Annotated in this window: 25 protein-coding genes; 15 read left to right on the top strand and 10 right to left on the bottom strand. The window is 71.2% G+C overall.

Annotated features, from left to right (window positions below):
- Window positions 1-8: 8 nt before the first annotated feature.
- Window positions 9-203, top strand: coding sequence for a DUF397 domain-containing protein (locus tag ACFQS1_RS19480; protein WP_378970157.1), 195 nt, complete (start codon window positions 9-11; stop codon window positions 201-203).
- A 52-nt stretch (window positions 204-255) separates the two neighbouring features.
- Here the strand turns inward: ACFQS1_RS19480 and ACFQS1_RS19475 are convergent, their stop codons facing one another.
- The gene (locus ACFQS1_RS19475) at window positions 256-423 is read right to left on the bottom strand and encodes a hypothetical protein (protein ID WP_378970155.1); all 168 of its coding nucleotides are present in this window, start codon (window positions 421-423) and stop codon (window positions 256-258) included.
- Window positions 424-1,077: 654 nt separating this feature from the next.
- On the opposite strand from ACFQS1_RS19475, the gene ACFQS1_RS19470 reads away from it, so the two are divergent.
- From ACFQS1_RS19470 to dtd, 3 genes are all read left to right on the top strand, one after another.
- Window positions 1,078-2,262 (top strand): acetoin utilization protein AcuC, encoded by a 1,185-nt coding sequence (locus ACFQS1_RS19470; RefSeq protein WP_378970153.1) that lies wholly within the window; start codon window positions 1,078-1,080, stop codon window positions 2,260-2,262.
- A gap of 8 nt (window positions 2,263-2,270) precedes the next feature.
- Window positions 2,271-4,817 (top strand): bifunctional acetate--CoA ligase family protein/GNAT family N-acetyltransferase, encoded by a 2,547-nt coding sequence (locus ACFQS1_RS19465; protein ID WP_378970151.1) that lies wholly within the window; start codon window positions 2,271-2,273, stop codon window positions 4,815-4,817.
- A 124-nt stretch (window positions 4,818-4,941) separates the two neighbouring features.
- A complete protein-coding gene (dtd, locus tag ACFQS1_RS19460; protein ID WP_378970149.1) occupies window positions 4,942-5,364 on the top strand; it encodes a D-aminoacyl-tRNA deacylase in 423 nt (140 codons plus the stop codon).
- Here dtd and ACFQS1_RS19455 read toward each other — a convergent pair.
- Window positions 5,361-6,149 carry a sporulation protein gene (locus ACFQS1_RS19455; RefSeq protein WP_378970147.1) on the bottom strand — a complete coding sequence of 263 codons (789 nt, stop codon included), beginning with the start codon at window positions 6,147-6,149 and terminating at the stop codon, window positions 5,361-5,363. The two genes, dtd and ACFQS1_RS19455, sit on opposite strands and share 4 nt — an antisense overlap.
- A 243-nt stretch (window positions 6,150-6,392) precedes the next feature.
- On the opposite strand from ACFQS1_RS19455, the gene sigB reads away from it, so the two are divergent.
- Window positions 6,393-7,367, top strand: a complete 975-nt coding sequence (gene sigB / locus ACFQS1_RS19450; RefSeq protein WP_378970145.1) for an RNA polymerase sigma factor SigB — start codon at window positions 6,393-6,395, stop codon at window positions 7,365-7,367.
- A 97-nt stretch (window positions 7,368-7,464) separates the two neighbouring features.
- Here the strand turns inward: sigB and ACFQS1_RS19445 are convergent, their stop codons facing one another.
- Both ACFQS1_RS19445 and ACFQS1_RS19440 read right to left on the bottom strand, forming a co-directional pair.
- Window positions 7,465-8,145 carry a phosphotransferase gene (locus ACFQS1_RS19445; protein WP_378970143.1) on the bottom strand — a complete coding sequence of 227 codons (681 nt, stop codon included), beginning with the start codon at window positions 8,143-8,145 and terminating at the stop codon, window positions 7,465-7,467.
- Window positions 8,146-8,174: 29 nt separating this feature from the next.
- Window positions 8,175-8,525: a hypothetical protein gene (locus tag ACFQS1_RS19440; RefSeq protein ID WP_378970141.1), complete on the bottom strand. Its 351-nt coding sequence runs from the start codon at window positions 8,523-8,525 to the stop codon at window positions 8,175-8,177.
- 138 nt (window positions 8,526-8,663) lie between these two features.
- Here ACFQS1_RS19440 and ACFQS1_RS19435 point away from each other — a divergent pair, with 138 nt between their 5' ends.
- Window positions 8,664-9,314: an HAD family hydrolase gene (locus tag ACFQS1_RS19435; RefSeq protein WP_378970139.1), complete on the top strand. Its 651-nt coding sequence runs from the start codon at window positions 8,664-8,666 to the stop codon at window positions 9,312-9,314.
- Window positions 9,315-9,419: 105 nt separating this feature from the next.
- On the opposite strand, the gene ACFQS1_RS19430 is transcribed toward ACFQS1_RS19435, so the two are convergent.
- Together ACFQS1_RS19430 and ACFQS1_RS19425 are read right to left on the bottom strand one after the other, a co-directional pair.
- Entirely contained in the window at window positions 9,420-11,837 is a 2,418-nt protein-coding gene (locus ACFQS1_RS19430; protein WP_378970137.1) for an FtsX-like permease family protein, read from the bottom strand.
- Window positions 11,831-12,562 (bottom strand): ABC transporter ATP-binding protein, encoded by a 732-nt coding sequence (locus ACFQS1_RS19425; protein WP_378970135.1) that lies wholly within the window; start codon window positions 12,560-12,562, stop codon window positions 11,831-11,833. Before ACFQS1_RS19425 ends, ACFQS1_RS19430 begins: the two co-directional genes overlap by 7 nt.
- A 120-nt stretch (window positions 12,563-12,682) precedes the next feature.
- Between ACFQS1_RS19425 and ACFQS1_RS19420 the strand changes: the two genes are divergently transcribed.
- The 4 genes from ACFQS1_RS19420 (at window position 12,683) to ACFQS1_RS19405 (ending at window position 16,136) form a co-directional block, all read left to right on the top strand.
- The gene (locus ACFQS1_RS19420) at window positions 12,683-13,849 is read left to right on the top strand and encodes a sensor histidine kinase (RefSeq protein WP_378970133.1); all 1,167 of its coding nucleotides are present in this window, start codon (window positions 12,683-12,685) and stop codon (window positions 13,847-13,849) included.
- 38 nt (window positions 13,850-13,887) lie between these two features.
- Window positions 13,888-14,895, top strand: coding sequence for a response regulator (locus ACFQS1_RS19415; RefSeq protein ID WP_378970131.1), 1,008 nt, complete (start codon window positions 13,888-13,890; stop codon window positions 14,893-14,895).
- Window positions 14,896-15,076: 181 nt separating this feature from the next.
- A complete protein-coding gene (locus ACFQS1_RS19410) occupies window positions 15,077-15,643 on the top strand; it encodes an HhH-GPD-type base excision DNA repair protein (RefSeq protein ID WP_378970129.1) in 567 nt (188 codons plus the stop codon).
- Window positions 15,644-15,686: 43 nt separating this feature from the next.
- Entirely contained in the window at window positions 15,687-16,136 is a 450-nt protein-coding gene (locus tag ACFQS1_RS19405) for a DUF3099 domain-containing protein (RefSeq protein WP_378970127.1), read from the top strand.
- A 75-nt stretch (window positions 16,137-16,211) separates the two neighbouring features.
- Here the strand turns inward: ACFQS1_RS19405 and ACFQS1_RS19400 are convergent, their stop codons facing one another.
- Entirely contained in the window at window positions 16,212-17,087 is an 876-nt protein-coding gene (locus ACFQS1_RS19400) for a carbohydrate kinase family protein (protein WP_378970125.1), read from the bottom strand.
- 71 nt (window positions 17,088-17,158) lie between these two features.
- Window positions 17,159-18,106 carry a pseudouridine-5'-phosphate glycosidase gene (locus tag ACFQS1_RS19395; protein ID WP_378970123.1) on the bottom strand — a complete coding sequence of 316 codons (948 nt, stop codon included), beginning with the start codon at window positions 18,104-18,106 and terminating at the stop codon, window positions 17,159-17,161.
- A 116-nt stretch (window positions 18,107-18,222) separates the two neighbouring features.
- On the opposite strand from ACFQS1_RS19395, the gene ACFQS1_RS19390 reads away from it, so the two are divergent.
- The 5 genes from ACFQS1_RS19390 (at window position 18,223) to ACFQS1_RS19370 (ending at window position 21,464) form a co-directional block, all read left to right on the top strand.
- Entirely contained in the window at window positions 18,223-18,447 is a 225-nt protein-coding gene (locus ACFQS1_RS19390) for a DUF3039 domain-containing protein (protein WP_378970390.1), read from the top strand.
- Window positions 18,414-18,794 (top strand): TRIC cation channel family protein, encoded by a 381-nt coding sequence (locus tag ACFQS1_RS19385; RefSeq protein WP_378970121.1) that lies wholly within the window; start codon window positions 18,414-18,416, stop codon window positions 18,792-18,794. The genes ACFQS1_RS19390 and ACFQS1_RS19385 overlap by 34 nt, the downstream gene beginning before the upstream one ends.
- Window positions 18,795-18,838: 44 nt before the next feature.
- Window positions 18,839-20,569: a DEAD/DEAH box helicase gene (locus ACFQS1_RS19380; RefSeq protein WP_378970119.1), complete on the top strand. Its 1,731-nt coding sequence runs from the start codon at window positions 18,839-18,841 to the stop codon at window positions 20,567-20,569.
- 167 nt (window positions 20,570-20,736) lie between these two features.
- Window positions 20,737-21,228 (top strand): hypothetical protein, encoded by a 492-nt coding sequence (locus ACFQS1_RS19375; RefSeq protein WP_378970117.1) that lies wholly within the window; start codon window positions 20,737-20,739, stop codon window positions 21,226-21,228.
- Window positions 21,228-21,464, top strand: a complete 237-nt coding sequence (locus ACFQS1_RS19370) for a helix-turn-helix transcriptional regulator (protein ID WP_378970115.1) — start codon at window positions 21,228-21,230, stop codon at window positions 21,462-21,464. Before ACFQS1_RS19375 ends, ACFQS1_RS19370 begins: the two co-directional genes overlap by 1 nt.
- A gap of 50 nt (window positions 21,465-21,514) precedes the next feature.
- Here ACFQS1_RS19370 and ACFQS1_RS19365 read toward each other — a convergent pair whose 3' ends face one another.
- Both ACFQS1_RS19365 and ACFQS1_RS19360 read right to left on the bottom strand, forming a co-directional pair.
- A complete protein-coding gene (locus tag ACFQS1_RS19365; protein ID WP_263024831.1) occupies window positions 21,515-21,754 on the bottom strand; it encodes a DUF7455 domain-containing protein in 240 nt (79 codons plus the stop codon).
- Window positions 21,755-22,007: 253 nt separating this feature from the next.
- Window positions 22,008-23,573: an RNA polymerase sigma factor gene (locus ACFQS1_RS19360; RefSeq protein ID WP_378970113.1), complete on the bottom strand. Its 1,566-nt coding sequence runs from the start codon at window positions 23,571-23,573 to the stop codon at window positions 22,008-22,010.
- Window positions 23,574-23,639: the final 66 nt, after the last annotated feature.

The following is a 23,639-nucleotide window of genomic DNA, read 5'->3' as shown; positions in this document are numbered from 1 at the left end:
AGTGCCGGATGGACCTCACCGGTGCGAAGTGGTTCAAGAGCACCCGCTCAAGCGGCAACGGCGCTTGCGTCGAGGTCGCCATCACAGACGAGGGTGTCGCTGTGCGCGACACCAAGGACCGGACGAAGGCGCCGCACATCTACACCCGCGCCGAGTGGGACGCCTTTATCGGCGGCGTCAAGGACGGCGAGTTCGACCTGTAGTCACAACGCAAAAGAAAGAGCCCCGCTCGACATGATGCCGAGCGGGGCTTCTTCATCGACGTGCGGCGTACACCGTTGCGACGGCTTTTCCCAGGGCGATGATCGTCGTTGGGATGATGCGGATCAACTCCGCCCTGATGTTGATGGGGAACATGCGGCGCTCGCCGCCGCTTTCGCCCGGAGCGCCGTCGCCGTCGTCGCGCGGTGCTTCGTCTGGCATCTTTTGCCTACCCTCGATGTATGTGATGGTGGAGGTTGGCGCCCGGGCACGGCCGTCCTCTTACATACAAAAGGTTAGAGCGGGGCACAGTTCACCGCAAGACGAATAGTAGCATAGCATAGGACTCCGACATGCGGAAAATCCAAGTCACCGCGTATGGAATTTATTGAAAAAGCCATCGTGAGCTGCGCAAATGTATAAGTCGATTTTTATCTAGAACCTCTGGGCGGAGCAGATCGCGCACAAATGGTCATTTTTTAGCAAGGCCCGGCCCCTCATCGCGAGGAGCCGGGCCTTTTTGTTGCTCATTTCATTTTTGAAACTCAGGTTCCCGCCGACCGCCGGCCTCCACCCCCTGGCGCACGCGCTCGGCGAGCTGCCGGCCGAGATTGCGGAAGTGGTCCTTGACGTTCTGGGGAAGGCTGCTCATCGCCGACTCCTGTACCTAGTTTGCCCCGGTATGGACTACTTCGGTACGCTCAGGCAAGAGATAACTTGATGATCTGTCGTATCGACAGATCATTCAAGGTGCGGCCCTCCCGGTAGCGATATTACCCCGGCGCCCGGGGTTGACAGCCGCGCTGATCTGGTGTGCGACAGACCCTACCTGAACGCGTTCCGGAAGTGTCGGGGGTGCGTGGCAGCATGACGGTCATGGCAGACCGGACGACCGCCGTGGTGTGGGATCAAGCCCTGCTCGACTACGACATGGGCGACCATCCGCTCAACCCCGTGCGCGTCGAGCTGACCATGGCACTCGCCCGTGAGCTGGGCATCCTCGACCGGCCCGGCGTGCGCATGGTCACCCCGCGGCCGGCGACGGACGACGATCTCACCCGCGTTCACCGCGCCGAATATCTCAAGGCCGTCCGGCTCGCCCCGAGCGATCCGTTCTTCCGGGGCTGGGGGCTCAACACCCCCGACAATCCCGTGTTCGAGGGCATGCACGAGTCGTCCGCGCGCATCTGCGGCGCGACCATCGCGGCCGCCGAGGCCGTGTGGGAGGGCACGGCGACCCGCGCCGTCAACGTGGCCGGTGGCCTGCACCACGCGATGGCCGCCCGGGCTTCCGGGTTCTGTGTCTACAACGACCCCGCCGTCGCGATCGCGCGCCTGCTCGACCGTGGCGCCCAGCGGGTGGCCTATGTCGATGTCGACGTCCATCACGGCGACGGCGTGCAGGCCGCCTTCTACAACGACCCCCGGGTGCTCACGATCAGCCTGCACGAGTCGCCGCTCGCGCTCTTCCCCGGCACCGGCTTCTCCGAGGAGGTCGGCGGTCCGGGCGCCGAGGGCACGGCGGTCAATGTGCCGCTGCCGCCCGGCACCTCCGACGGCGGCTGGCTGCGCGCGTTCCATGCCATCGTCCCGTCGGTGGTGCGCGCGTTCGCACCCGAGATCGTCTTCAGCCAGTGCGGCGCCGACGCCCACCGCCTCGACCCGCTGGCCGACCTGCGGCTGTCCGTCGACGGCCAGCGCGCGGCGTATCTGGCGATGCGCGCCCTGGCCGACGAGCTCTGCGACGGCCGCTGGGTCGCCACCGGCGGCGGGGGATACGCGCTGGTCGAGGTGGTCCCGCGGGCCTGGGCGCACCTGCTCGCCGTGGCCACCGGCGACCCGCTCGATCCCGCCACCGCGACCCCGGCGGCCTGGCGCTCGTTCGCGGCGCAGCGCTGCCCGGGCGGTGTCGTGCCCGAGACCATGACCGACGGCGCCGACCCGCCCCTCGAGCGCTGGGAGCCGGGCACCACGCCCGACCCGATCGACCGGGCGATCCTCGCCACTCGTACGGCGGTGTTCCCGCTGCACGGCCTCGACCCACAGGACCCGAGAGACTAGGCGGCGTAGTGGAAAAGAGCGCAGATGTCCTGCTCTCCGACGGGTCCGCGGCTCACCTGCGGCAGATCCGGCCCGAGGACGCGCCGGCCATTGTGGATTTCCACTCGCGCATGAGCGAGCGCACGCGCTACCTGCGCTACTTCTCGCCGTACCCGCGAATTCCCGAGCGCGACCTCGAGCGCTTCGTCCACGTCGACCACGCCGACCGCGAGGCGTTCGTCATGGTGAGTGACCAGCGCATCATCGCGGTCGGCCGCTACGAGCGCCTCGGCCACGACTCGCCCGAGGCCGAGGTGGCGCTGGTGGTGGAGGACGCGCATCAGGGCCGGGGCATCGGCTCGGTGCTGCTCGAGCATCTCGCGCAGGCCGCCCGCGAGAACGGCATCCATCGTTTCGTCGCCGAGGTCCTCCCGGAAAACGGCGGCATGCTGCGCGTCTTCAGCGACTTCGGCTATTCGATCCAGCGCCGCTATGCCGACGGCGTGGTGCATCTCGACTTCCCGATCGAGCCCACCGAAAAGTCGCGGGAGGTGCAGGAGTCGCGGGAGCAGCGCACCGAGGCCCGGTCGATCGCCCGGCTGCTGGCGCCGCGGGCGGTAGCGGTCTACGGCGCCAGCGCGAGCGGCCAGGGCATCGGCGCGGCCATGCTGGGCCATCTGCGCGACGGCGGGTATGCGGGGACGATCGTGCCCGTGCACCGGCGGGAGCAGCGGGTCGCCGGCCTTCCGGCATACCGGTCGGCCACCGAGTCCGGCGTCGCGGTCGATCTGGCGCTCATCGCGGTGCCGCCGGAAGCCGTCGCCGACGCGGTCGAGGACGCCGCCGCGAGCGGCGCCGGCGGATTGGTGGTGGTCTCGGCCGGCTTCGCCGAGGCCGGGGCCGCGGGCGCGGCCGCCCAGCGGGCGCTGGTGGAACGCGCGCACGACGTGGGGTTGCGCGTGGTGGGGCCCAACAGCATGGGGATCGCCAACGCCGACCCTTCCGTACGCCTCAACGCGACGCTCGCGCCGACGCTGCCGGCGCCGGGGCGGGTCGGGTTCTTCAGCCAGAGCGGCGCGCTCGGGGTGGCGCTGCTGGCCGAGGCCGACCGACGCGGGCTGGGCCTGTCGAGCTTCGTCTCGGCCGGCAACCGGGCCGACGTCTCCGGCAACGACATGCTGCAGTACTGGCAGGACGACCCGGGCACCGACGTGGTCCTGCTCTACCTCGAGACCTTCGGCAACCCGCGCAAGTTCGCCCGCATCGCCCGCCGGATGTCCAGGGTCAAGCCGATCGTGGCGGTGGCCTCGGCGACCCGCCCGCCCGGCCTCGCGGGCGACCTGCCCGGGCCCGATGCCAACGCGGTGACCGCCCTGTTCGCCCGCTCCGGCGTCATCCGGGTCGACACGGTGCGCGAGCTTTTCGACGTCGGCCTCCTGCTGGCCCACCAGCCCCTGCCCGGCGGCCGGCGGGTGGCGGTCGTCGGCAACTCCTCGGCCCTGTCGCGGCTGGCGGTGTCCGCCTGCCGCGCGGCGGGACTGGTCGTCGCCGAGGGCTATCCGCACGACATCAGCCCTCAGGCCGGCGCGCACGAGTTCGCCGACGCGCTGGCCGATGCCGCCGCCGACGCGCGGGCCGACGCGCTGGTGGTGGTGTTCGCGCCCCCGTTGCCCGGCCAGCTCCCGGACGAGGACGCCGACTTCGCCGCGGCCCTGGCGAGCGTCGCGCTGGCGGGCGAGAAGCCGACGGTGGCGACCTTCCTGCTGGGCAACCTGCCGCCGCGGGTGCCGTCGTATCCGTCGGTCGAGGAAGCGGTGCGGACGCTGGCCCGGGTGGCGAATTACGCCGATTGGTTGCGCCGCCCGCCGGGCGTGCTGCCGGTGCTCTCCGATGTGGACCCTTCGGCGGCCGACCTGGAGGGGCCGCCGTCGGCGCTGCTGGCCGCCTACGGCATCGACGTGGTGCCGTCCACGCTGGCGACGTCGGAAAAATCGGTTCTCGCCGCCGCCTCGTCGCTCGGTTATCCGGTGGCTTTGAAGGCGGCCGGCGGGGCGCTGCGGCATCGCATCGACCTCGGGGCGGTGCGGCTGGCCCTCGCCGACGAGGACGACCTGCTCGCCGCCTATGCGGATCTGTCGGCGAAATTCGGTCCGGACGTGCTGGTGCAGACGATGGTGGCGCCGGGCGTCGCCTGCACGGTCGAGGTGGTGGAGGACCCGGCGTTCGGGCCGGTCGTCGGCTTCGGCCTGGGCGGGGTGGCCAGCGAGCTGCTCGGCGACCTCGCGTGGCGGGCGGCGCCGCTGACCGACCGCGCGGCCGAGGCCCTGGTCGACGAGCCCCGCGCGGCCCCGCTCCTGCACGGCTATCGCGGGTCGGCCCCGGTCGACCGCGCGGCCCTGGTCGACCTGCTTCTGCGGGTGGGGCGGCTGGCCGACGACCACCCTCGCCTGCGCTCGCTGATGCTCAACCCGGTGCTGGCCCGGCCGGACGGCATCTCGGTCCTGCATGCCGCGACCGAGCTGGGCCCGCCCATGCCTCGCCCCGACACGGGCCCGCGCCGTCTCCGCATCCCATAGGCCGTCTCGCCATCGATGGCGCCGGGCGCCCGTCCCCTTCGGACTTTCACCGTTTAGGCTGAGAGGGCACCAAAGGACCAAGCGAACCTGAACGACATACCGGGCAGTTTGAAAGGGGTTTCGCATGCGGGCACTGGTGCAGACCGTGAGCCGGGCCAGTGTGACCGTCGACGACGAGGTGATCGGCAAGATCGAGGACGGTCTGCTCGTGCTGGTCGGGGTAACCCACGACGACACGCCGGTCAAGGCCGCCGAACTGGCACGCAAGACGCATGAGCTGCGGATTCTCGACGACGAGGCATCCGCCTCCGATGCCGGTGCGCCGTTGCTGGTGATCAGTCAGTTCACCCTCTACGGCGACGCCCGCAAGGGGCGCCGGCCGACCTGGAGCGCGGCCGCGCCGGCCGAGATCGCGGAACCCCTGGTCGACGCGTACGTCGAAGCCCTGCGCGCCCGGGGAGCGACCGTGCAGACCGGCCGTTTCCGGGCGCACATGCTCGTCGAGAGCGTCAACGTCGGACCGCGCACGTTGCTGCTGGAAATCTAGAAGAACAGCCCCCTGCGCTGGGCGGATTGCCGCAGCCACTGGTCGAGGCGGCCGGCCCAGTCGACGCCGTCGGCCGTGGCGTAGTCGACGTCGAACTTGCCGAACGCGTCACGACCTTCGGTGAACATGCCGCCCCGCTTGTCGATCTCCAGGACCACCTGGAGGCGGTGCGGCGTCGGGATGAACGTCAGCTCGAGCTGGTTGATGCCATGCGCGTACGCGGACGGCGGGTAGAACTCGATCTCCTGGTAGAACGGCAACTGCTGCTCCACCCCGTAGACCCGGCCCCGCTCGACATCGGCGCGGCTGAATCGGAAACCGAGCCTGAGCAGCGCGTCGAGAATGCGCTCCTGGGCCGGCAACGGGTGCACCGCCACCGCGTCGAGATCCGACTTGTCGACCGCGCGGGCCACCTCGAGCTCGGTCGTCAGCCCCATGGTCATGCCGTGCAGATGCTGCCCGTAGACCTCGGTGATCGGGGTTTCCCACGGCACGTCGAAGCGGAACGGCACGTCGTAGCGTGCCCCCGGGTCGAGCCGGAACGAGCCGGTCAGCCGCTGACGGTGGAACTCCTGATCGGTGTTGTACTCGCTGTCGCCGCTCTCCACCTCGACCCGGGTGATCAGCCCGACCGCGAGATATTCCACGTCAACCGCGTGATCGCCGCCCTGGACGTGCACCTGGCCCTCGAGGAAGCCGCCGGGCCGGCAGTTGGGGTTGGCCAGGATCGTCTCGACGGACGGCCCACCGACACCCATCGCCTGCAACATCTTCTTGAAGACCACTGAACCGAAACCTCCTGGACGGCGTTTGCAGAACATTATCGGCGCACCACAACAACGCAGATCGGGCATTCCACCCACTTGTCGGCTTGGTGACGTCAGGGTTCTCCCTGATTCATGCCACCTGGACGCTTGCCTCACCTCCGCTTAACGCGTCCCGGGCCAAGCTATCGATCACCGGCACGAAGCGGCTGGGACGCACGAGACGGTTATCAGCGGGGAGGGGACTGAAAGGTGGTCCTGCAGATGAAGGCCTCTGACGAGAACAGCATGACGGACGGTGTCGAGCTTCTGGCCGACCTGGACGCCACGGACGAGCGTGGAGTCTCCGCCGACCTGGTTCGGGCCTACCTGAACGGCATCGGCCGCACCCGCCTCCTCACCGCCGTCGAGGAGGTCGAGCTCTCCAAGCGCATCGAGGCCGGGCTCTACGCCGAGGAAAAGCTTGCCGAGGCCAACGACGACCTCGTACCCCTTCTCGAGATCATCATCATCGAGGGCAAGGCCGCGAAGAACCACCTGCTCGAGGCCAACCTGCGGCTGGTCGTGAGCATCGCGAAGCGCTACACCGGCCGGGGGATGGCGTTCCTGGATCTGATCCAGGAGGGCAACCTGGGCCTGATCCGGGCGGTCGAGAAGTTCGACTACACCAAGGGCTACAAGTTCTCGACGTACGCCACCTGGTGGATCCGGCAGGCGATCACCCGCGCGATGGCCGACCAAGCCCGCACGATCCGCATCCCGGTGCACATGGTCGAGCAGGTCAACCGCATGGTCCGGGCCCGGCGGGACCTGGCCGCGACGCTGGGCCGCGAGCCGAGCATCGCCGAGATCGCCACGGCCATGAGCGTGCCCGAGTTCCAGGTCATCGAGCTCATCTCGTACGACCGGGAGCCGGTCAGCCTCGACCAGGCCGTCGGCGAGGACGGGGAGAGCGCGCTGGGCGACTTCGTCGCTGCGGCCGACCCGAACCCGGCGAACACCATCGGCCAGGGCGAGCTCCGCAACGAGGTGGAGATCGTGCTCGCCACGCTCTCGGAGCGCGAGTCCGCGGTGATCCGCCTCCGCTTCGGTCTCGACGACGGCCGGCAGCGCACCCTCGACGAGGTGGGTCGCGAGTTCGGTCTCTCCCGCGAGCGCATCCGCCAGATCGAGAAGGTCACGATGCTCAAGCTCCGCGACCCCGAGCGCGCCTCCCGGCTGGAGGCCTACGCGGGCTGATCCCGCGCCCCTCAACTGCGCGACCGTCCGGCGGATCCTCCCCTTCCGCCGGACGGTCGTTTGCTGTCGGCGCTCGTTGCAGTGCGGCGCTCGTTTGTTATCGAACGCCGGCTCGCACCCGGGCGACGGCGGTGCCGATCATCGCGATCTCGTCCGGCGACATGGTGAGCTGGCCTCGGCGGTACGCCGCCGCGTCGTCGAGCAGGCGAACCGGGTCGCCCGGAGCCAGCTCGAGGAACCGGTCGAGCATGGCGTCGATGGACGCACCGAGCGGATGCTCGATGGACCCGATCGCCACCTGCGCGATGATCAGCGCGCTCAGCGCCGTGTCCAGGTCGCCCGGTCCGTCGCCGGCGTTCCGCCAGTCGATCACCACCGGCCCCCGCTCGGTGATCAGCACGTTCTCCGGATGCAGGTCGAGATGGACGATCGTGTCCCGGCTACCGGATCCCCGCGGTGGCAACTCGTGCAGCCGGCGCAGCAGGTCGGCGAGCATCACGGCCCCGTCTTCCAGGGCAAGGTCGCCGGCGAGCGCCGCCTCGGCCATGGTCGGGCCGTGCAGCCGCTCCATCACCATGTCGGGCCCGCTCGCGGCGTACACCGCGGGAACGGGATAACCGTGGCTGGCGGCGTACGCCATGATCTCGGCCTCGTGCGCGGTGTCCGCCGCGGTGCGGTAGCGCCGCAACACCCGCCCGTCGTCGAGCAGAAAGACATCGGCCTCTCGGCCGGCGGCGAACGGCTCACTCGTGGCCGGGATCGGCAGCTGGTTGGTCACGCCGCCGACGGTAGTGGCCCGCGGCCAGATCAGTCGACCGCGTTGCTGCTGGCGTCGCTCGTGTAGCTGTCGACCGGCGTCTCCAGGGCGCCGGTGGTGGCGTCGCCGGTAGTCGTGTTCGCGACGCCGGGCCCGGTGCGCGGGCGGGCGCGGAAGCTGTTCGGCCCGGCCGTGCCGCCCGTCGTGGTCATCACGCCGTGCCCGGGGTGCGGCCCGCCGTCCTGAAGCTGGTCGACGTCGGTGCCCGCGGCGAGCGTGCTCGACAGCCCGGCGTCGTCGTCACCCTTCTCCGGCCGGGACGAATCCGGCTCGTCGAAGACCCCGGGACCGTAGTCGCTCCCGGCGATCTCCCGCTCGATGCTCTCGTACGAGTCGCTCATCGTCGTACCCCTTCCTGACGGACCGGTGACATGCTGCGACGTTACCCGCGAGCGGCCGGCCCATTGCGTTCGTCGCTGTGATCCGCGTCGCGGCGCAGCCGGCCGGACGTGCTTGCCCGCCGGACGGATGATGATCCGGTGCTGAAGGCGATCATCTTCGATCTCGACGGAACGATCCTCGACACCGAGACGCCCGAGTTCACCTCCTGGCAGGAGGCGTACGCCGCCCACGGCGTCTCGCTCGACCGGACCGTGTGGTCGCAGGCGATCGGCACGTCGGACTCGGGCTGGGATCCGTATGACCACCTCGAGGAGTTGATCGGCGGCCCGGTCGACCGGGCGGCGCTGCGGGCGACAAGACATTCCCGTTTCGACGAGCTGATGTCCGCGGCCGAGGCCAGACCCGGAATCGTCGCCTGGCTGGACGAGGCCCGCGACCTGGGCCTGCGCGTGGGCCTGGCCTCGAGCTCCGGCGCGGCCTGGGTCGCGCGGTTCCTCGACGCGCTCGGTCTGCGCGATCGGTTCGCGGTGCTGGCCACGCGAGACCGGGTGGCGCGCAGCAAGCCCGCGCCCGACCTGTACGAGCTGGCGCTCAACGACCTGGGCGTCCGCGCCGACGAGGCACTCGCCGTCGAGGACTCGCCCAACGGGGTGGCAGCGGCCAAGGCGGCCGGCTTGTTCTGCGTGGCGGTGCCCAACCCGCTGACTGCTGACCTGGCACTGGACGGCGCGGACATCGTGCTGGGCTCGCTGACCGAGCGCTCGATCCGTGAGGTCGCCGGCCTTTGAGGCCCCGGGCCGACTCCCGCGGCGGGGCTTTGGGGCCTCACCGGGAAGATCCCGTCGCCGCCGTTCGAGGACTGGCGTCGGCTCCCGTCGTCGGCGTTCGAGGGTTCACGACAGCTCCTGGGCGGGGTTGAAGCGGGTGAGCCGTGCCCGGGCGGGAAGCACGCTGGCCGTCAGCGCCAGGGCGAGGCAGACGCCGACCGCGACGGCGACGGTCGGCCAGGGCACGGTCAGGGGCACAGCCATACCGGTCTGCTCGCGTAGCCCGCTCACGCCACCCCAGAGGGCCAGGACCGCGGCGGCGCCCCCGAGCACGGCGCCGATAGCGACGACGAGGGCCGACTCGCCGGCGACGGCGAGCAGGACCTGGCGCGGCGTGGCGCCGGCCAGCCGCAGCAGGCGGTAGTCGGGCGCGCGGCGAGCCGTGGACATGAAGAGCGTGTTGGCCACCGCGAGCGCACCGTAGCCGACCGACACCCCAATCAGCAGAAGCGTGAAAATCCAGACAAGACGGTCTTCGTCCGCGTCCGCCTGCCGGGCGTAGGTGCCCACATCAACCACTCGCGCGCCCAGCATGGCCGCTGCCCCGCCGCCGAGCCGCCGCGCGCCGTCATCGCCAGACGCCGGGCCGGGCACGGCGCCGGGCGGCGCGTCTGGTTGGGCGCTGGACGCCTCGCCCGCCTCGGTCACCGCAGCGGCTGTCGCCAGCGCCGAAGGGTCGTGCTCTCGCACGGTGGCGCGGCTCAGCATCACCTCGGCCGGCGCCTGGTCGTCGGGGAGGACGGCCACCACGCGCAAGCGCGCCGGCCGCCCGTCGGGGAAGGCCGCCGTGAGCGTGTCGCCGATTCCCAGCCGCGACTGCGCGGCCCGCGACTGCGAAAGTGCCACGGCATCCGGCTCGGCGAGGGCTCGCGCCGATGCGGGGAGGGAGGCCGCCGAGGGATCCACGCCGGCGGCTGGCAGCACGGTGTCGTCGACGTAGAGGTCGGTGGGCAGGGGCGCCGACGGTGCCGCCGCGTCGGTCAGACCGGGTGTCCCGTCCGGGATCAGGACTGTGCCGGACCGCATCGCGTCGGCACGTCGGCTCGCGTAGGCGTCGGCCGAGGTCTGCACGTTGCCCGCGATGAAGACCGCGAAGGCTACCGTCAGCAACACCGGTGCGGCGGTCGACGCGGTGCGCCTGGCCCCGGCCAGCGCGCTCTCCCGCATCACCGTCGCTATCGGCCCGCGAGCCGGCCGCAGCAGCACCCGCACGAGCAGCGGCACGGCGGCCGGCGCCAGCACCGTCGCGCCCACCACCAGCAGCATCGCCCCGAGCAACGCGAACGTCGCGAGATCGCTGAAGTCGTTGGTCGTCGTTGTGGCGAGGCCGGCCACCACGCCGCCGCTCGTGCACAGCAGCCCGACGATCCAGCGAAGCCGCGTCATCGGCCGGGGCTCGACCTGCGCCTGCCGCAGCGCCTCCAGCGGGCCGACCCGGGCCGCGCGGCGGGCGGCCATCAGCGATCCCGCGACGGCGAGCAGCGGACCGGCCGCGACGCCCGCCAGGATCGCCGGGAAGTGGAACCCGACCGCGAACGACGGCGGCTCGAACCCCGCATCGACCAGTACCTTTCCGGTCAGCGGCGAGAGGGCGAGCCCGAGGAGCGTGCCGGCCGACCCGGCGACGATCCCGACCATTGCGGCCTCCCGGACCACCGAGCCCCGCACCTGAGCGGGCGTGGCGCCGGTCGCTCGCAACAGGCCGATCTCCCGCCGTCGTTGGTGGACGGTGAGCGCGAAGGTGGAAGCGATCACGAAGGCGCACGCGAACGCCGACAACGCCGTCATGGCGGTGATCACCTGAAGGCCGATCCACCGGGTCCGGGCGTCGGACCGCGGCTCGAGCTCACCCAGCGCCGAGCCCGCCAACACCGTCGCGCCGCCGGCGAGTGCGTTCACTTGCGCCAGGTGGGGACCCCCGGTGAGACCGATGACGCGTACGCCGGGGGCCAGGCGCGCCGCGGTGGTGTCCGAGACATAGAGGCGGCCGGCCTCGATGAGCCCGGCCACCCGCCATGCGGACGGACCGGTCGCCGTCAGGATGGTGATCGAGCCGCCGACCGGGATCCCCGAACCTCGGGGGACGACGACCTCGCGATCGGCAACCGGTGAACGGCCTTCGACCAACGTGTCGGCCGCCAGGGTCGAGCTCGCCCAGCCGTGGCCCTCCTGGATCGCGGGTGAAGGACGGTCGTCGATGAGAGGCTGGGCGTAGAAGCGTCGATCGGGGACCGCGGCGGTCACGCCGGGGACCGCGGCCAAACGGGCTGCCAAGGCGATCGCCTCCGCGGACGACCAGGGCCGGGGCTCGGGGAACGGAGCGGCCGGGGTCGTCACCCGGTGGCTCTGCACCGCCACTGTGACCGCCGCGTATCGGTCCGGCACTCGCGGGTGGGCCGAACCGAGCAGCGTCATGGTGAGCGCTACGGCCGCCGTACCGAAAAAGACCGCGACAAACGCACCCACCCGGTCTCTCGTCAGCATGTCGCCTCCACCGCGGCCATGCGGGCGGCGATCGACTCGGCGGAGGTCGCGGTCAGGCGATCGACAAGCCGGCCGTCTGTCAGCAGCAGAATCTCGTCGGCCACCGCCGCCACCGGGTCGTGGGTGACCATCACGATCGTCTGGCGGCGCTCGTCGACCAGGCCGCGCAGCAGGGCGAGCACCTGACGGGAAGTGGTGGCGTCGAGCGCGCCGGTCGGCTCGTCGGCGAAGAGCACGGACGGACCGGTCAGCAACGCGCGGGCGATCGCCACCCGCTGCTGCTCGCCGCCGGACAGCTCGACCGGGCGGTGCCCGGACCGGTCGGCGAGACCCACCCGGCCCAGCGCGGCGGCCACCTCCTCCGGAGCGACCCGGCGGCCGGCCAAGCGGGCGGGCAGGGCGACATTTTGCGCGGCGGTGAGCGAGGAGATCAGGTTGAAGGCCTGGAAGACGAAGCCGACACGCTCGCGGCGAAGGATGGTGAGACCGGTCTCGTCGAGCTCGCTCAACCGCACGCCGTCGAGCACCACCTCGCCGGAGCTCGGCCGGTCCAACCCGGCGGCGCAATGCAGGAGGGTGGATTTGCCCGAGCCGGACGGGCCCATGACGGCCGTGAAGGTGCCGGCCGGGAGGCCGACGGTGACGCCGTCCAGGGCCGTCACCCGGCCGCGGCCGGCGGTGTACTCCATCCGTAGGTCGTGGAGCGCGACCATCGCTGTCGTCATGGCTGTCGACGATCGCGGCCGGGCGGACGAAAGTCGTCAAACCCAGGTCCACACTTGGAGATCGCGAACATCAGACCGTGGTCTGACGCGCCCGGCGGGACTTCTGATTAATGTCGCGGCATGACGACCGCAGCGCCCTCCGTGTTCCTCCGCGGGCTCAGCCGCGGCCAGCTGCTCGCGGGTGACGCGGTGCTGGCCGTGGGGGCCGCGGTGCTCGGCTGGCTCGCCGCGGCCGAGGTGCCGCTCGCGTCGTCGCGAGTCTCCTGGCACGAGCCGGCCTGGGTGTCGGTGCTGATCGGCCTGCTGCTGGGCGTGCCGGTGGCGGTGCGCCGGCTGCGGCCCGAGGCGGCGGCCTGGTCGGCCATCGCGCTTTGTGTGTTCGCCGCCGGCACCGGGGCAATACCCGATTACGCGGGCATAGCGCCGAGCGTCGTGCTGGGTCTGGTGATCTATACGGTGGGCACCGATGTGCGGCGGCACCGGTCGGTGCTGATCATCATTCTTGGCATCGCGGTGCTGGGCGTGACGTTCAGCTTGGCGACCCGCGAGCTGTACGAGGTGGGGCTGGTTCTGTGGGCGCTGGGCATCTGCTGGACGCTCGGGCGCGCCATTCGCGAGCGCCGGGCCTACGCCGCGCAGAGCGCCGGTCAGGCGACCGAGCTGGCGTTGCGCGCGGAAAGGCTGCGCATCGCCCGCGACCTGCACGACATCGTGTCGCACAAGATGAGTGTCATCGCGGTCCGGGCCACGATCGCCGACCACATCGCCGAGGCGCGGCCCGACCAGCTGCGCGAGTCACTGCGGCTGATCGCGACCACGAGCCGCGAGACGCTCGCCGAGCTTCGCGGCGCGCTGGGGGCGCTGCGTGCCGAGGCGGTTGTCGCGCCGGCTCCCGGTCTGACCGAGCTCGACGACCTCGCCGCGGCGGCGCGTTCGGCCGGGCTTGCGGTCGATCTCGAGGTCCGCGGCGACCGGGCCGTTCCGGAGAGCGTCGGCGTGGCCGTGTTCCGGGTGGTGCAGGAGGCGGTCACGAATGTGCTCAAGCATGCCCGGGCGACGACCTGCCGGATCGGAATCGACCTCGCGCCGGGCGAGGTCGGGGTCGAGGTGACCGATGACGGCACCGGGCCTCGCGACGACGGTGAGGACGGGGAAATGGATAGAACGGCTGGGCAGGGGCTGATCGGGATGCGTGAGCGGGCCGCGATGTTCGGCGGGGAGTTGGTTGCCGGGCCGCGGCCCGAGGGTGGCTGGCGGGTGGCGACGACCCTGCGGTATTCGGCATGAGCAGGGCGGTTTCCGGCACGGGCAGGACGGTGTTGGGCGTGGGCAGGGCGGCTCCCGGCGGGGGCGCGGCGGTGTTCGGCGTGGGCAGCGCGGCTCCCGGCGGGGGCGCGGCGGTGTTCGGCGGGGGCGCGGCGGTGTCCGGCGGGGGCGCGGCGGTGTTCGGCGGGGGCGCGGCGGTGTTCGGCGGGGGCGCGGCGGTGTTCGGCGTGGGCCCGGCGGTGTTGGGCGGGCGCGGGACGGCTCTTGGCGTGAGTGCGGCGGCGGTTGGTGTTGGTGGGGCGGTGTTGGGCGGGCGGGGCACGGCTCGTGGCGCCGGTGCGGTGGTCTCGGCCGGAGCGGGGGCGGGGCCTGGTGTGAGTGGGGTGGTGTCCGGCGGGCGCGAGGCGGTGCTCGGCGGGGGCGGGGAGGTGCGGGTCGCGCTGGCTGACGATCAGCCGTTGCTGCGGACCGGCTTCCGGCTGCTCATCGAGAACACGCCGGGGATGGTCTGCGTGGGGGAGGCGGGCACCGGGAAGGAGGCCGTCGAGGTCGCGCTCCGGAAGCGGCCCGATGTGATCCTCATGGATGTGCGGATGCCGGACATGAACGGCATCGAGGCGACTCGGCAGATCTGCCAGGGCAACGCCGGGGCTCACACGCGGGTGCTCGTGCTGACGACGTTCGACCTCGACGAGTATGTGTTCGGGGCGATCCGCGCCGGGGCCAGTGGCTTCCTGCTCAAGGAGGTGCTGCCGGACGATCTGATCAACGCGATCAGGGTGGTCGCGGCCGGCGAGGCGCTGCTGACGCCGGGCGCCACGCGGCGGTTGATCGAGGCCTACACCGAGCTGCCCGAGCGCAAGGTCACGCCGCTTCCGCACATCACGGCCAGGGAGCGGGAGGTGCTGGAGCTGATCGCGCGGTGCCGTTCGAACGAGGAGATCGCCGCCGATCTGCAGGTGAGCATGGGCACCGTCAAGACGCACATCACCCGGCTGCTGGCCAAGCTGGGCGCCCGCGACCGGGCCCAGCTGGTGGCCCTGGCCTACGAGGCCGGAATGCGCTGACGCGGTAATTGGCCTGCGCTGGCGTGGTGATCGGCTTGCGCTGACGCGGTGGTCGGCCCACGCTGACGTGGAGTCGGGACTGCGCTGACGGGGTGGTCCCACTGCGCTGACGTGAGTTCGATGAGAACTGTTCTGAGCTGGGGTGGATGCTGATGTGCGGGCTCTTTGGCAGGCTGTCGCCATGACTCTTTCGCTGCCGATCGACGACGAGGCCAACAAGCTGTTGTCCAGTGATCCATTGGCGCTGCTCATCGGGATGGTTTTGGATCAGCAGATTCCGTTGGAGAAGGCGTTCACCTCGCCGTGGGTGCTGGCTCAGCGGCTCGGGCACGCGCCCACCGCCGCGGAGATCGCGGAGTTCGATCCCGAGGCGCTGGTGGCGATCTTCGCCAAGCCGCCGGCGTTGCATCGCTTCCCCAAGGCCATGGCCGCCCGGGTGCAGGAAGTGTGCCGGGCGCTCGTCGAGGAATACGACGGGGAGGCGGCCAACCTCTGGGCCGGCGTGGCCGACGGCAAGGAGTTGCTCAAACGGGTGGGCTCGCTGCCGGGGTTCGGCAAGCAGAAGTCGCAGATCTTCGTGGCGTTGCTCGGTAAGCAGTACGGGGTGGAGCCGGCGGGCTGGCGCGAGGCGGCGGGTGGCTACGGCGAGGCCGGATCTTTCAAATCCGTGGCCGACATCGTCGACGGCGAGTCGCTGGGCAAGGTTCGCGCCTACAAGAAGGAGGTGAAGGCCGCGGCCAAGCAGTGAGGCAGGATCGAGGAGCGCGCGTACCGGGACCGAGTGGGCATCGATGCCCCGGCGGTGCAAGGATAGGGAGTCGATCGGAGTCCTTACCGTGAAGAAGCAGCCGGTCCTGATCACCGATGCCGCCCGCAGCCAGGACGAGCAGTTTCGTAGCCGGCAGATCCGCTACGTGACGATGATGGGTCTGCGGGCCGTCTGCCTGATCGTCGGTGCCATCCTGATCAGCGCCCATCCGCCGCTGCTCGCGCTCTGGCTCATCCTCTGCGCGGTCGGCATGGTCACCCTGCCGTGGATGGCCGTGCTCATCGCCAACGACCGGCCCCCCCGCAGCAAGGCCGAGCGGGCCGCGGCCGCCGCCGAGCGCGAGAAACCGCAGCCCTCGCTCGCCCAGCACACCGACGAGCAGGTGGAGTATCTGACCATCGACGCCGATTGGACGCCCCAGCCCGGCCGGGAGCGAGAGCCGGAACGCGAACGGGAACGCGGACAGGGCTAGCGAGGCAGGGCGGCCGGGCCGGCGCGGCGAAGTCAGCCCGGCCAGAGTTAACGGGGCCGAGCCGGCGCCGCCCAGTCAGCGGGGCCGGGCACCGATCTGGGCGACGGCCTCGGCGCCGAGGGCCGCTCCGGCGGCCAGCGCGGCCTGCGGGCCCGCGCCGGAAGACCACGCGTCGAGCAGGCCGGCCGCGAAAGCGTCGCCCGCGCCGGTGGGATCCTTCACGGGTACGCGTGACGCCGCCCCATGCCAGATCCGGCCGGCCCGATCCGCCCAGCACGCGCCGGCCGCGCCCCGTTTGACCACGACGTTCGACACGTACGTGGTCAGCCCGGCCGCCTGCTCGGCCGCCGCGCCCGGACCGGCCAGCACGTCGGCCTCGTCCGCGTTGCACAGGAGCAGGTCGGCGCCGCGTACCCAAGTCAGGAAAGCCCTGGCACCCACGGCCCGCAGCGGTGCCGCCGAGGCCGCGTCGACGCTCGTCGTGAGACCTCGCTCCGAGGCGGCCGCCAAGGCCGCGAGGCCGGCCGGCCTCGAACCCTCGTGCAGCAGCGGATAGCCGGAAAGGTGCAGGTGGCCGGCCTCGGTCGCGGCGATCGCGGCCACCACGTCGTGCGGGTCGAGCAGCAGCGACGCGCCGCGGTCGGTGACCATCGTGCGCTCCTCGGGGCCGGCCAGCACCACCACGCTTCCGGTCGCGGCGCCCGCATGCGCCCGCACCGCGCAGCGCACCCCGGCCGCGGTCAGCTCGGCCACCCGTTCGCGGCCGGCCGCATCGTCGCCGACCGCCGCCACCAGTGTCACCGGCCGGCCGGCGCGGGCCAGCCAGGCGGCCGTGTTCGCGGCCTGGCCACCGCCACCCACCGTGATCGCGGCGGCCGTGTCCGAGCCGATCTCGATCGGGCCGGCGTGCGACACCAGCACGTCGGTGACCAGGTCGCCGACGACAATCACGCCGGAACTGCCCGCGCCGGAACCTCCCGCGCCGGAACCGCTCACGCCAAGCCCGTTCACAAAGGCATCGCTCACGCCGGCACGGAGAAGCCCAGCGTCGCGGGCGTCGCGGTGCTGGCCACGGCGATCCTCGCGGCCAGCGCGGCGTTGCGCAGGATGATCCGGACGTTCACCGCGAGGCTCTGCCCCTCGGTGGTCTCGTGGAAGTGCGCGAGCAGGAACGGCGTGACCGCCTTGCCGGTGATCCCGTCGCGGGCCAGCAGCGCGAGCCCCTCCCGCAGGGTGCGATCGTGCAGCGCCGGGTCGAGCTGCTCGTCGGTGGGCAGCGGGTTGGCCAGGATCAGCGCACCGGCCCCGATCGCCTGGTCGGCGCGGGCCCGGATCACGTCGGCGACCTGCTCGGGGGAGTCGAGCTCCCAGTCGATGTCGAAGCCGCCGTCGGTGACGAAGAAGCCGGGGAAGCGCCGGGTGCGATAGCCGGCCACGGCGACGCCCAGCGTCTCGAGCCGCTCCAGCGTGGCGCCCACGTCGAGGATCGACTTGACCCCGGCGCAGACCACGACGATCGGGGTGCGGGCCAGCGTGACCAGGTCGGCCGACTCGTCGAACGTGACGCTCGCTTCGCGGTGCACGCCGCCCAGGCCGCCGGTGGCGAACACGCCGATCTCGGCGGCCGCGGCGACCGCGCTGGTCGCGGCGACCGTGGTGGCGCCGTCGGCCCGGCGCGCGGCGGCCACGGCCAGATCGCGGACGCTGAGCTTGGCCACGTCCTCGGCCAGCGCCAGGTGCCGCACCTGGTCGTCGTCCAGGCCCACGACGAGGTCGCCGCCGATCATGCCGATCGTGGCGGGCACCGCGCCGTTGTCGCGGACGGTCTGCTCGATCTCGCGTGCCACCCGCAGATTGTCGGGGTGCGGCAGGCCGTGCGAGATGATCGTGCTCTCCAGCGCGACCACCGGCCGGCCGTCCCGGCGGGCGCGGGTCACGTGCTCGCCGTATCGAATCGCGAAGTCAGTCACGAGGCAACCGTACGGTGCCGTTGGACCGTCCCGCTGTGAGGTGTCAGACTTGCTGGTCGGAGCTTCGTACCTCCGCCGCGCTGGGGGCGCCGGCGGCACAATTCACCGAAGGGCAGATTCTCGTGAGCACGCAGATTCTGGAGCGGCCGGAGACCAAGGACGCCGACACCGGACCGGAGATGTTCCACTACGTCCGTAAGGAAAAGATCGCCGAGAGCGCGGTCATGGGCACCTTCGTGGTCGCGCTGTGCGGCGAGAAGTTCCCGGTGACCAAGACGCCGAAGCCCGGCTCCCCGGTCTGCCCGCAATGCAAGGAGATCTACGAGGCGATGACGCACTGATCGGTCTGCTCGTCGGCGATCTCGTCGGCGTCGCGGTCTTCGCCGCCTCCGGCGCGTCGGCCGCGATCGCCAAGCGCCTCGACCTGTTCGGCATCGCGTTCGTCGGGTTCGTGGCCGCGCTCGGCGGCGGCATCCTGCGCGATCTCTCGATCGACGCGGTGCCGCCGCCGGCGTTCGCCGACTGGCGGTACGCGGTGACCGCGCTCGGCGGGGCGATCCTCGTCACGATTCTGCATGGGCTGGGGCTCGCAGGTCCGGTCTCGGCGGTGGCCGCGGCCGTGCTCATCACGGGTGTGCGCCTGCTCGCCCTCTATCGGCGGTGGTCCGCGCCGATCCCCGTGCGCTGAGCCGGCCATGGCTATGCTGGCCCTTCTGTGCCGGAACTGAAGGGATGTTCGTGAGCCCGCCTTTACCGGATCTGGAGAGGTTCCCACCGCTGCGCACCTGGCAGCGAAAAGCGCTGGTGGAGTACCTGCGGCGCCGCTCCGAGGACTTCATGGCCGTGGCGACGCCCGGGGCCGGCAAGACCACCTTCGCCCTCCGGATCGCCGCCGAGCTGCTCGCCGACGGCACCGTCGAGGCGGTCACCGTGGTGTGCCCGACCGAGCACCTCAAGAGCCAGTGGGCGGCCGCCGCCGGCCGGGTCGGCATCCAGCTCGACCCGACCTTCCGCAACGCCGACGTGCACTCGGCGCGCGACTTCCACGGCGCGGTCCTGACCTACGCGCAGGTCGGCATGGCCCCGGCGGTGCACCGGCGGCGCACGATGACCCGCAAGACGTTCGTCATCCTCGACGAGATCCACCACGCCGGCGACTCGCGCACGTGGGGCGACGGGGTCAAGTCCGCCTTCGAGGAGGCCACCCGCCGGCTGATGCTGACCGGCACCCCGTTCCGGTCCGACGAGAACCCGATCCCGTTCGTGGCCTACGAGCGCGGGGAGGACGGCCTGCAACGCTCCCGGGCCGATTCGGTCTACGGGTACGCGGACGCGCTGCGCGACCGGGTGGTGCGGCCGGTGCTGTTCATGGCGTACTCCGGCGAGACGCGGTGGCGCACCAACGCGGGCGACGAGCTGGCCGCCCGTCTCGGTGAGCCGATGACCAAGGATCTGGTGGCCCAGGCCTGGCGTACCGCGCTGGACCACCGCGGCGACTGGATGCCACAGGTGCTGCGGGCCGCCGACGCCCGGCTGACCAAACTGCGCGAGCACGGCATGACCGACGCGGGCGGCCTGGTCATCGCGAGCGACCAGCAGACCGCCCGGGCGTACGCGAAGCTGTTGCACGAGATCACCGGGCGGCCGGCCGTGGTCGTGCTCTCCGACGACGAGGGCGCCTCGGGCCGGATCGCCTCCTTCGCCGCCTCCGAGGAGCGCTGGCTGGTCGCGGTGCGGATGGTCTCCGAGGGCGTCGACATTCCGCGCCTGGCCGTGGGCGTCTACGCCACCAGCGCCTCCACCCCGCTGTACTTCGCGCAGGCGATCGGCCGCTTCGTGCGGGCCCGGGTGCCGGGCGAGACGGCGACGGTGTTCCTGCCCAGCGTGCCGCACCTGCTCGGGCTGGCCAGCGAGATGGAGGCGCAGCGCGACCACGTCCTGGGCGCGCCGAAGCAGAAGGACGGCCTCGACGACGACCTGATGGAGCGGGCGCAGCGCGAGGAGGATGCCTCCGGCGAGCTGGAGAAGCAGTTCGAGGCGCTGTCCTCGATCGCGGAGCTCGACCAGGTCATCTACGACGGCACCTCGTTCGGCACCGGCGCCCGCACCGGCACCGCCGAGGAGGAGGAGTACCTCGGCATACCCGGGCTGCTCACCCCCGACCAGGTGTCGATGGTGCTCAACAAGCGGCAGGCCGACCAGTTGGCCGCCCAGAAGCGGCAGAAGACGGCCGAGACGGTGCCGGCCCAGCGCGATCCCGCGCCGGTGCCGATGACCGCAGGGGAGCGGCGCAACAGCCTGCGCCGCCAGCTGAACACGCTGGTGGCCGCCCATCACCACCGCACCAACCTGCCGCACGGCAAGATCCACGCCGAGCTGCGGCGGATCTGCGGCGGCCCGCCGAGCGCTCAGGCGACCATCGAGCAGCTGGAGGAGCGGATCGCGACGATCCAGACGTTGTGAGGTCGATTCCGCGGTCCCAGCGGCACGCTCCGGGTTTTCCGTCCCTGGGGTGGACTTGACCCATACCCGGGCCGGGCCGGGTCGTAGAAAGGCGCTGCGGCGCCCGGCGGCCACATTCGATGTTAAGGCCACTTGACGTCAAGAGGACTTAACACGATGATGGACGCATGACGACATCAATGCTCGACCGCGTGGTGCGGTGGAATCTCGATCTGGACGGCGACCTCTACGGCGACGAGCGGGAGCGGTACCGGTGGTATGAGGGCATCGCCACCGCCTCCCAGCTCCAGGCGATCCTCATTCCGTGGGTGGCGGCGATCGCGGTGTGGCCGCTCGGCGACGACTCGGTCCTCCCGCTGGCGCTGATGCTGGTCGCGTTCTGGCTCCCGGCCGTGCTCAGCACGATCTACGTCAGGGCGCGCAGGGTGGAGACCGCTCCGCGCAGCTGGAGCGCCAAGCGGGTTCTGCTGACCGCGGTGACCGCCCCGCCCTACGGGGTGTTCGTGGCCGGCGCCTTCTACGTCCACGACCCCGACAACTCGACCTGGATCGGCGCGATCGTGGGCGGCTTGATCGGCGGGTGCATCAGCGTCGTGGCTCTGGTCGTCAAGGGCCGGCGGGTTCAGCGGCGCGAGGCGCTCGCCAAGGACGAGGACTGATGGCGCCACCGTCCGGTCCGGTGCGGGCCACCGAGGCCGACGGTGCGGCGGGCACCCGCATCCGGGTCGCCCGCAAGGAGGCCGGCCTCACCCAGCAAGGGCTCTCGGCGGCGGTGGGGGTCAGTCGGCAGACCATCATCGCGATGGAGACCGGGGATTACGCCCCGTCGGTGTACCTGGCTATCAAGATCTCCCGAGCCCTGGGAGTGACCGTGGAAAGCCTCTGGGACGCGTGAAAAGGGACGCCCCACACCTGGGCGTCCCTTCGATCACGTCTTCCGGGGATCTAGTTGGAGTTAGACATCATGTCCGCGCCACGCCAGGTGAACTCCGGGTCCGCCGCGTACTGCACCGCGATCTTCACCAGGTCCTCGGCGTACCGGTTGGCGTGGTGTCCGCAGAACACCAGCTCACCGCCACCAGCCAGGGTCAAACGGAGCTTTCCGGCTGCATTGCAGCGGTCGCACCGTTCATCGGCTGCGGGGCCGGCCACACTACCCGCCGGCGGCGTGAGAGTCGGGGTCATCGCCTTCCTCCTCTGTTCGAACCGATGAACATGTTCCTCGGCTACTGCTCACATCGTGCAACACCCTGCACCGTTGCAGCCTTCCCACTGTGCCCCGGGGGGACCAGGGTCACACGTGCTTGGGGCTAGTGTGCCGTGATCCAAGGGTGCCACGTCAACGATCATTTCTGCACAACGGTCTGACCATCACCCGGCGATGTACGGGTGGTGATCAAACGGACACGCTCTGTTGACTAAGGCCCGGCCGTCCTGCCTAGTCCAAGTAGTCCCGGAGAACCTGCGACCGGGACGGGTGACGCAGCTTCGACATCGTCTTGGACTCGATCTGCCGGATGCGCTCGCGGGTGACGCCGTAGACCTGGCCGATCTCGTCCAGCGTGCGGGGCTGGCCGTCGGTCAGGCCGAAGCGCAGCCGGACCACGCCGGCCTCGCGCTCGGAGAGCGTCTGGAGCACCTGCTGGAGCTGGTCCTGCAGCAGCGAGAACGAGACCGCGTCGACCGCGACGACCGCCTCGGAGTCCTCGATGAAGTCGCCGAGCTGGCTGTCGCCCTCGTCGCCGATGGTCTGGTCGAGCGAGATGGGCTCTCGGGCGTACTGCTGGATCTCCAGCACCTTTTCCGGGGTGATGTCCATCTCCTTGGCCAGCTCTTCCGGGGTGGGCTCGCGGCCCAGGTCCTGGAGCAGCTCACGCTGTATGCGGCCGAGCTTGTTGATGACCTCGACCATGTGCACCGGGATGCGGATCGTGCGGGCCTGGTCGGCCATCGCGCGGGTGATCGCCTGCCGGATCCACCAGGTGGCGTACGTCGAGAACTTGTAACCCTTGGTGTAGTCGAACTTCTCGACCGCCCGGATCAGGCCGAGGTTGCCCTCCTGGATCAGGTCGAGGAACGCCATGCCGCGGCCCGTGTAGCGCTTCGCCAGCGATACCACCAGGCGGAGGTTGGCCTCGAGCAGGTGGTTCTTGGCCCGCTCGCCGTCGCGGCCGATCCAGCGCAGGTCGCGCTCCATCGTCCGCTCGAGCTTCTCCTCGCCCTCGTCGCAGGCGCGCAGGCGCTCGGCCGCGTACAGCCCGGCCTCGATGCGCTTGGCCAGCTCGACCTCCTGCTCGGCGTTCAGCAGGGGGACCTTGCCGATCTGCTTGAGGTAGGCCCGGACGGAGTCGGCGGAGGCGGTCAGCTCGGCGTCGCGGCGGGCCTGCTTGAGGGCCTCGGACTCCTCGTCGTCCCACTCGAAGTCGCCGTCGGTGGCCGAGCTCGCGGCGTCGGTCGCGGCGGCCTCGACCATGGCGGCCGGCTCCTCGACGACCACGTCCTCGATCTCGGCGGCCAGCGCCTCGGGATCGATCTCCTCGGCGTCCTCGGGAGCGCCCTCCTCGCCCGGAGCGGCGGCCTTGGCGGGCGCGGCCTTCTTGGCAGGGGCGGCGGTCTTGGCGGCCGCCTTCTTGGCCGGCGCCGCCTTCTTGGCGGGGGCGGCCTCGCCCTCGGCGGCCGGCGCGGCGGCGGCGCTCTGCTTCGGGGCGGCGGCCTTCTTCGTGGCCGGCGCCGCCTTGGCGGTGGTGGCCTTGGAGGCGGGCGTCGCGGCGCGGGCGGCGGCAACCTTGCGGCGAGTGCTCGCCGAGCCGTCGACGACGACGGTGATGCCGGCGTCCACGAGACCGCGCAGGATCTTCTTGGCCTGAGCCGGATTCACCTCGGCGGACTCGAGCGTGCGAGCGACCTCGGCCGATGTGAGCTGCCCGCCGGCGCCCTGCGCGTGGGCGATCAGGGCCTCGGTGAGAGAACGAACGTCGGCACCGTTCTGGTGGGCTTCTGTCACGAAAGACCTTCCGGAGGCGATGAGGTTGTGCGGCCATGAGCCCAGCGCAGCGCACGGCGGGGAAGC

Origin of the sequence: Paractinoplanes rhizophilus (assembly GCF_042664765.1) — a bacterium.
In the GTDB taxonomy this organism is placed as follows: Bacteria; Actinomycetota; Actinomycetes; order Mycobacteriales; family Micromonosporaceae; genus Actinoplanes; species Actinoplanes rhizophilus.
The sequence above is the reverse complement of the archived record's forward strand: the minus strand, read 5'-3'. Positions and strand labels throughout refer to the sequence as shown.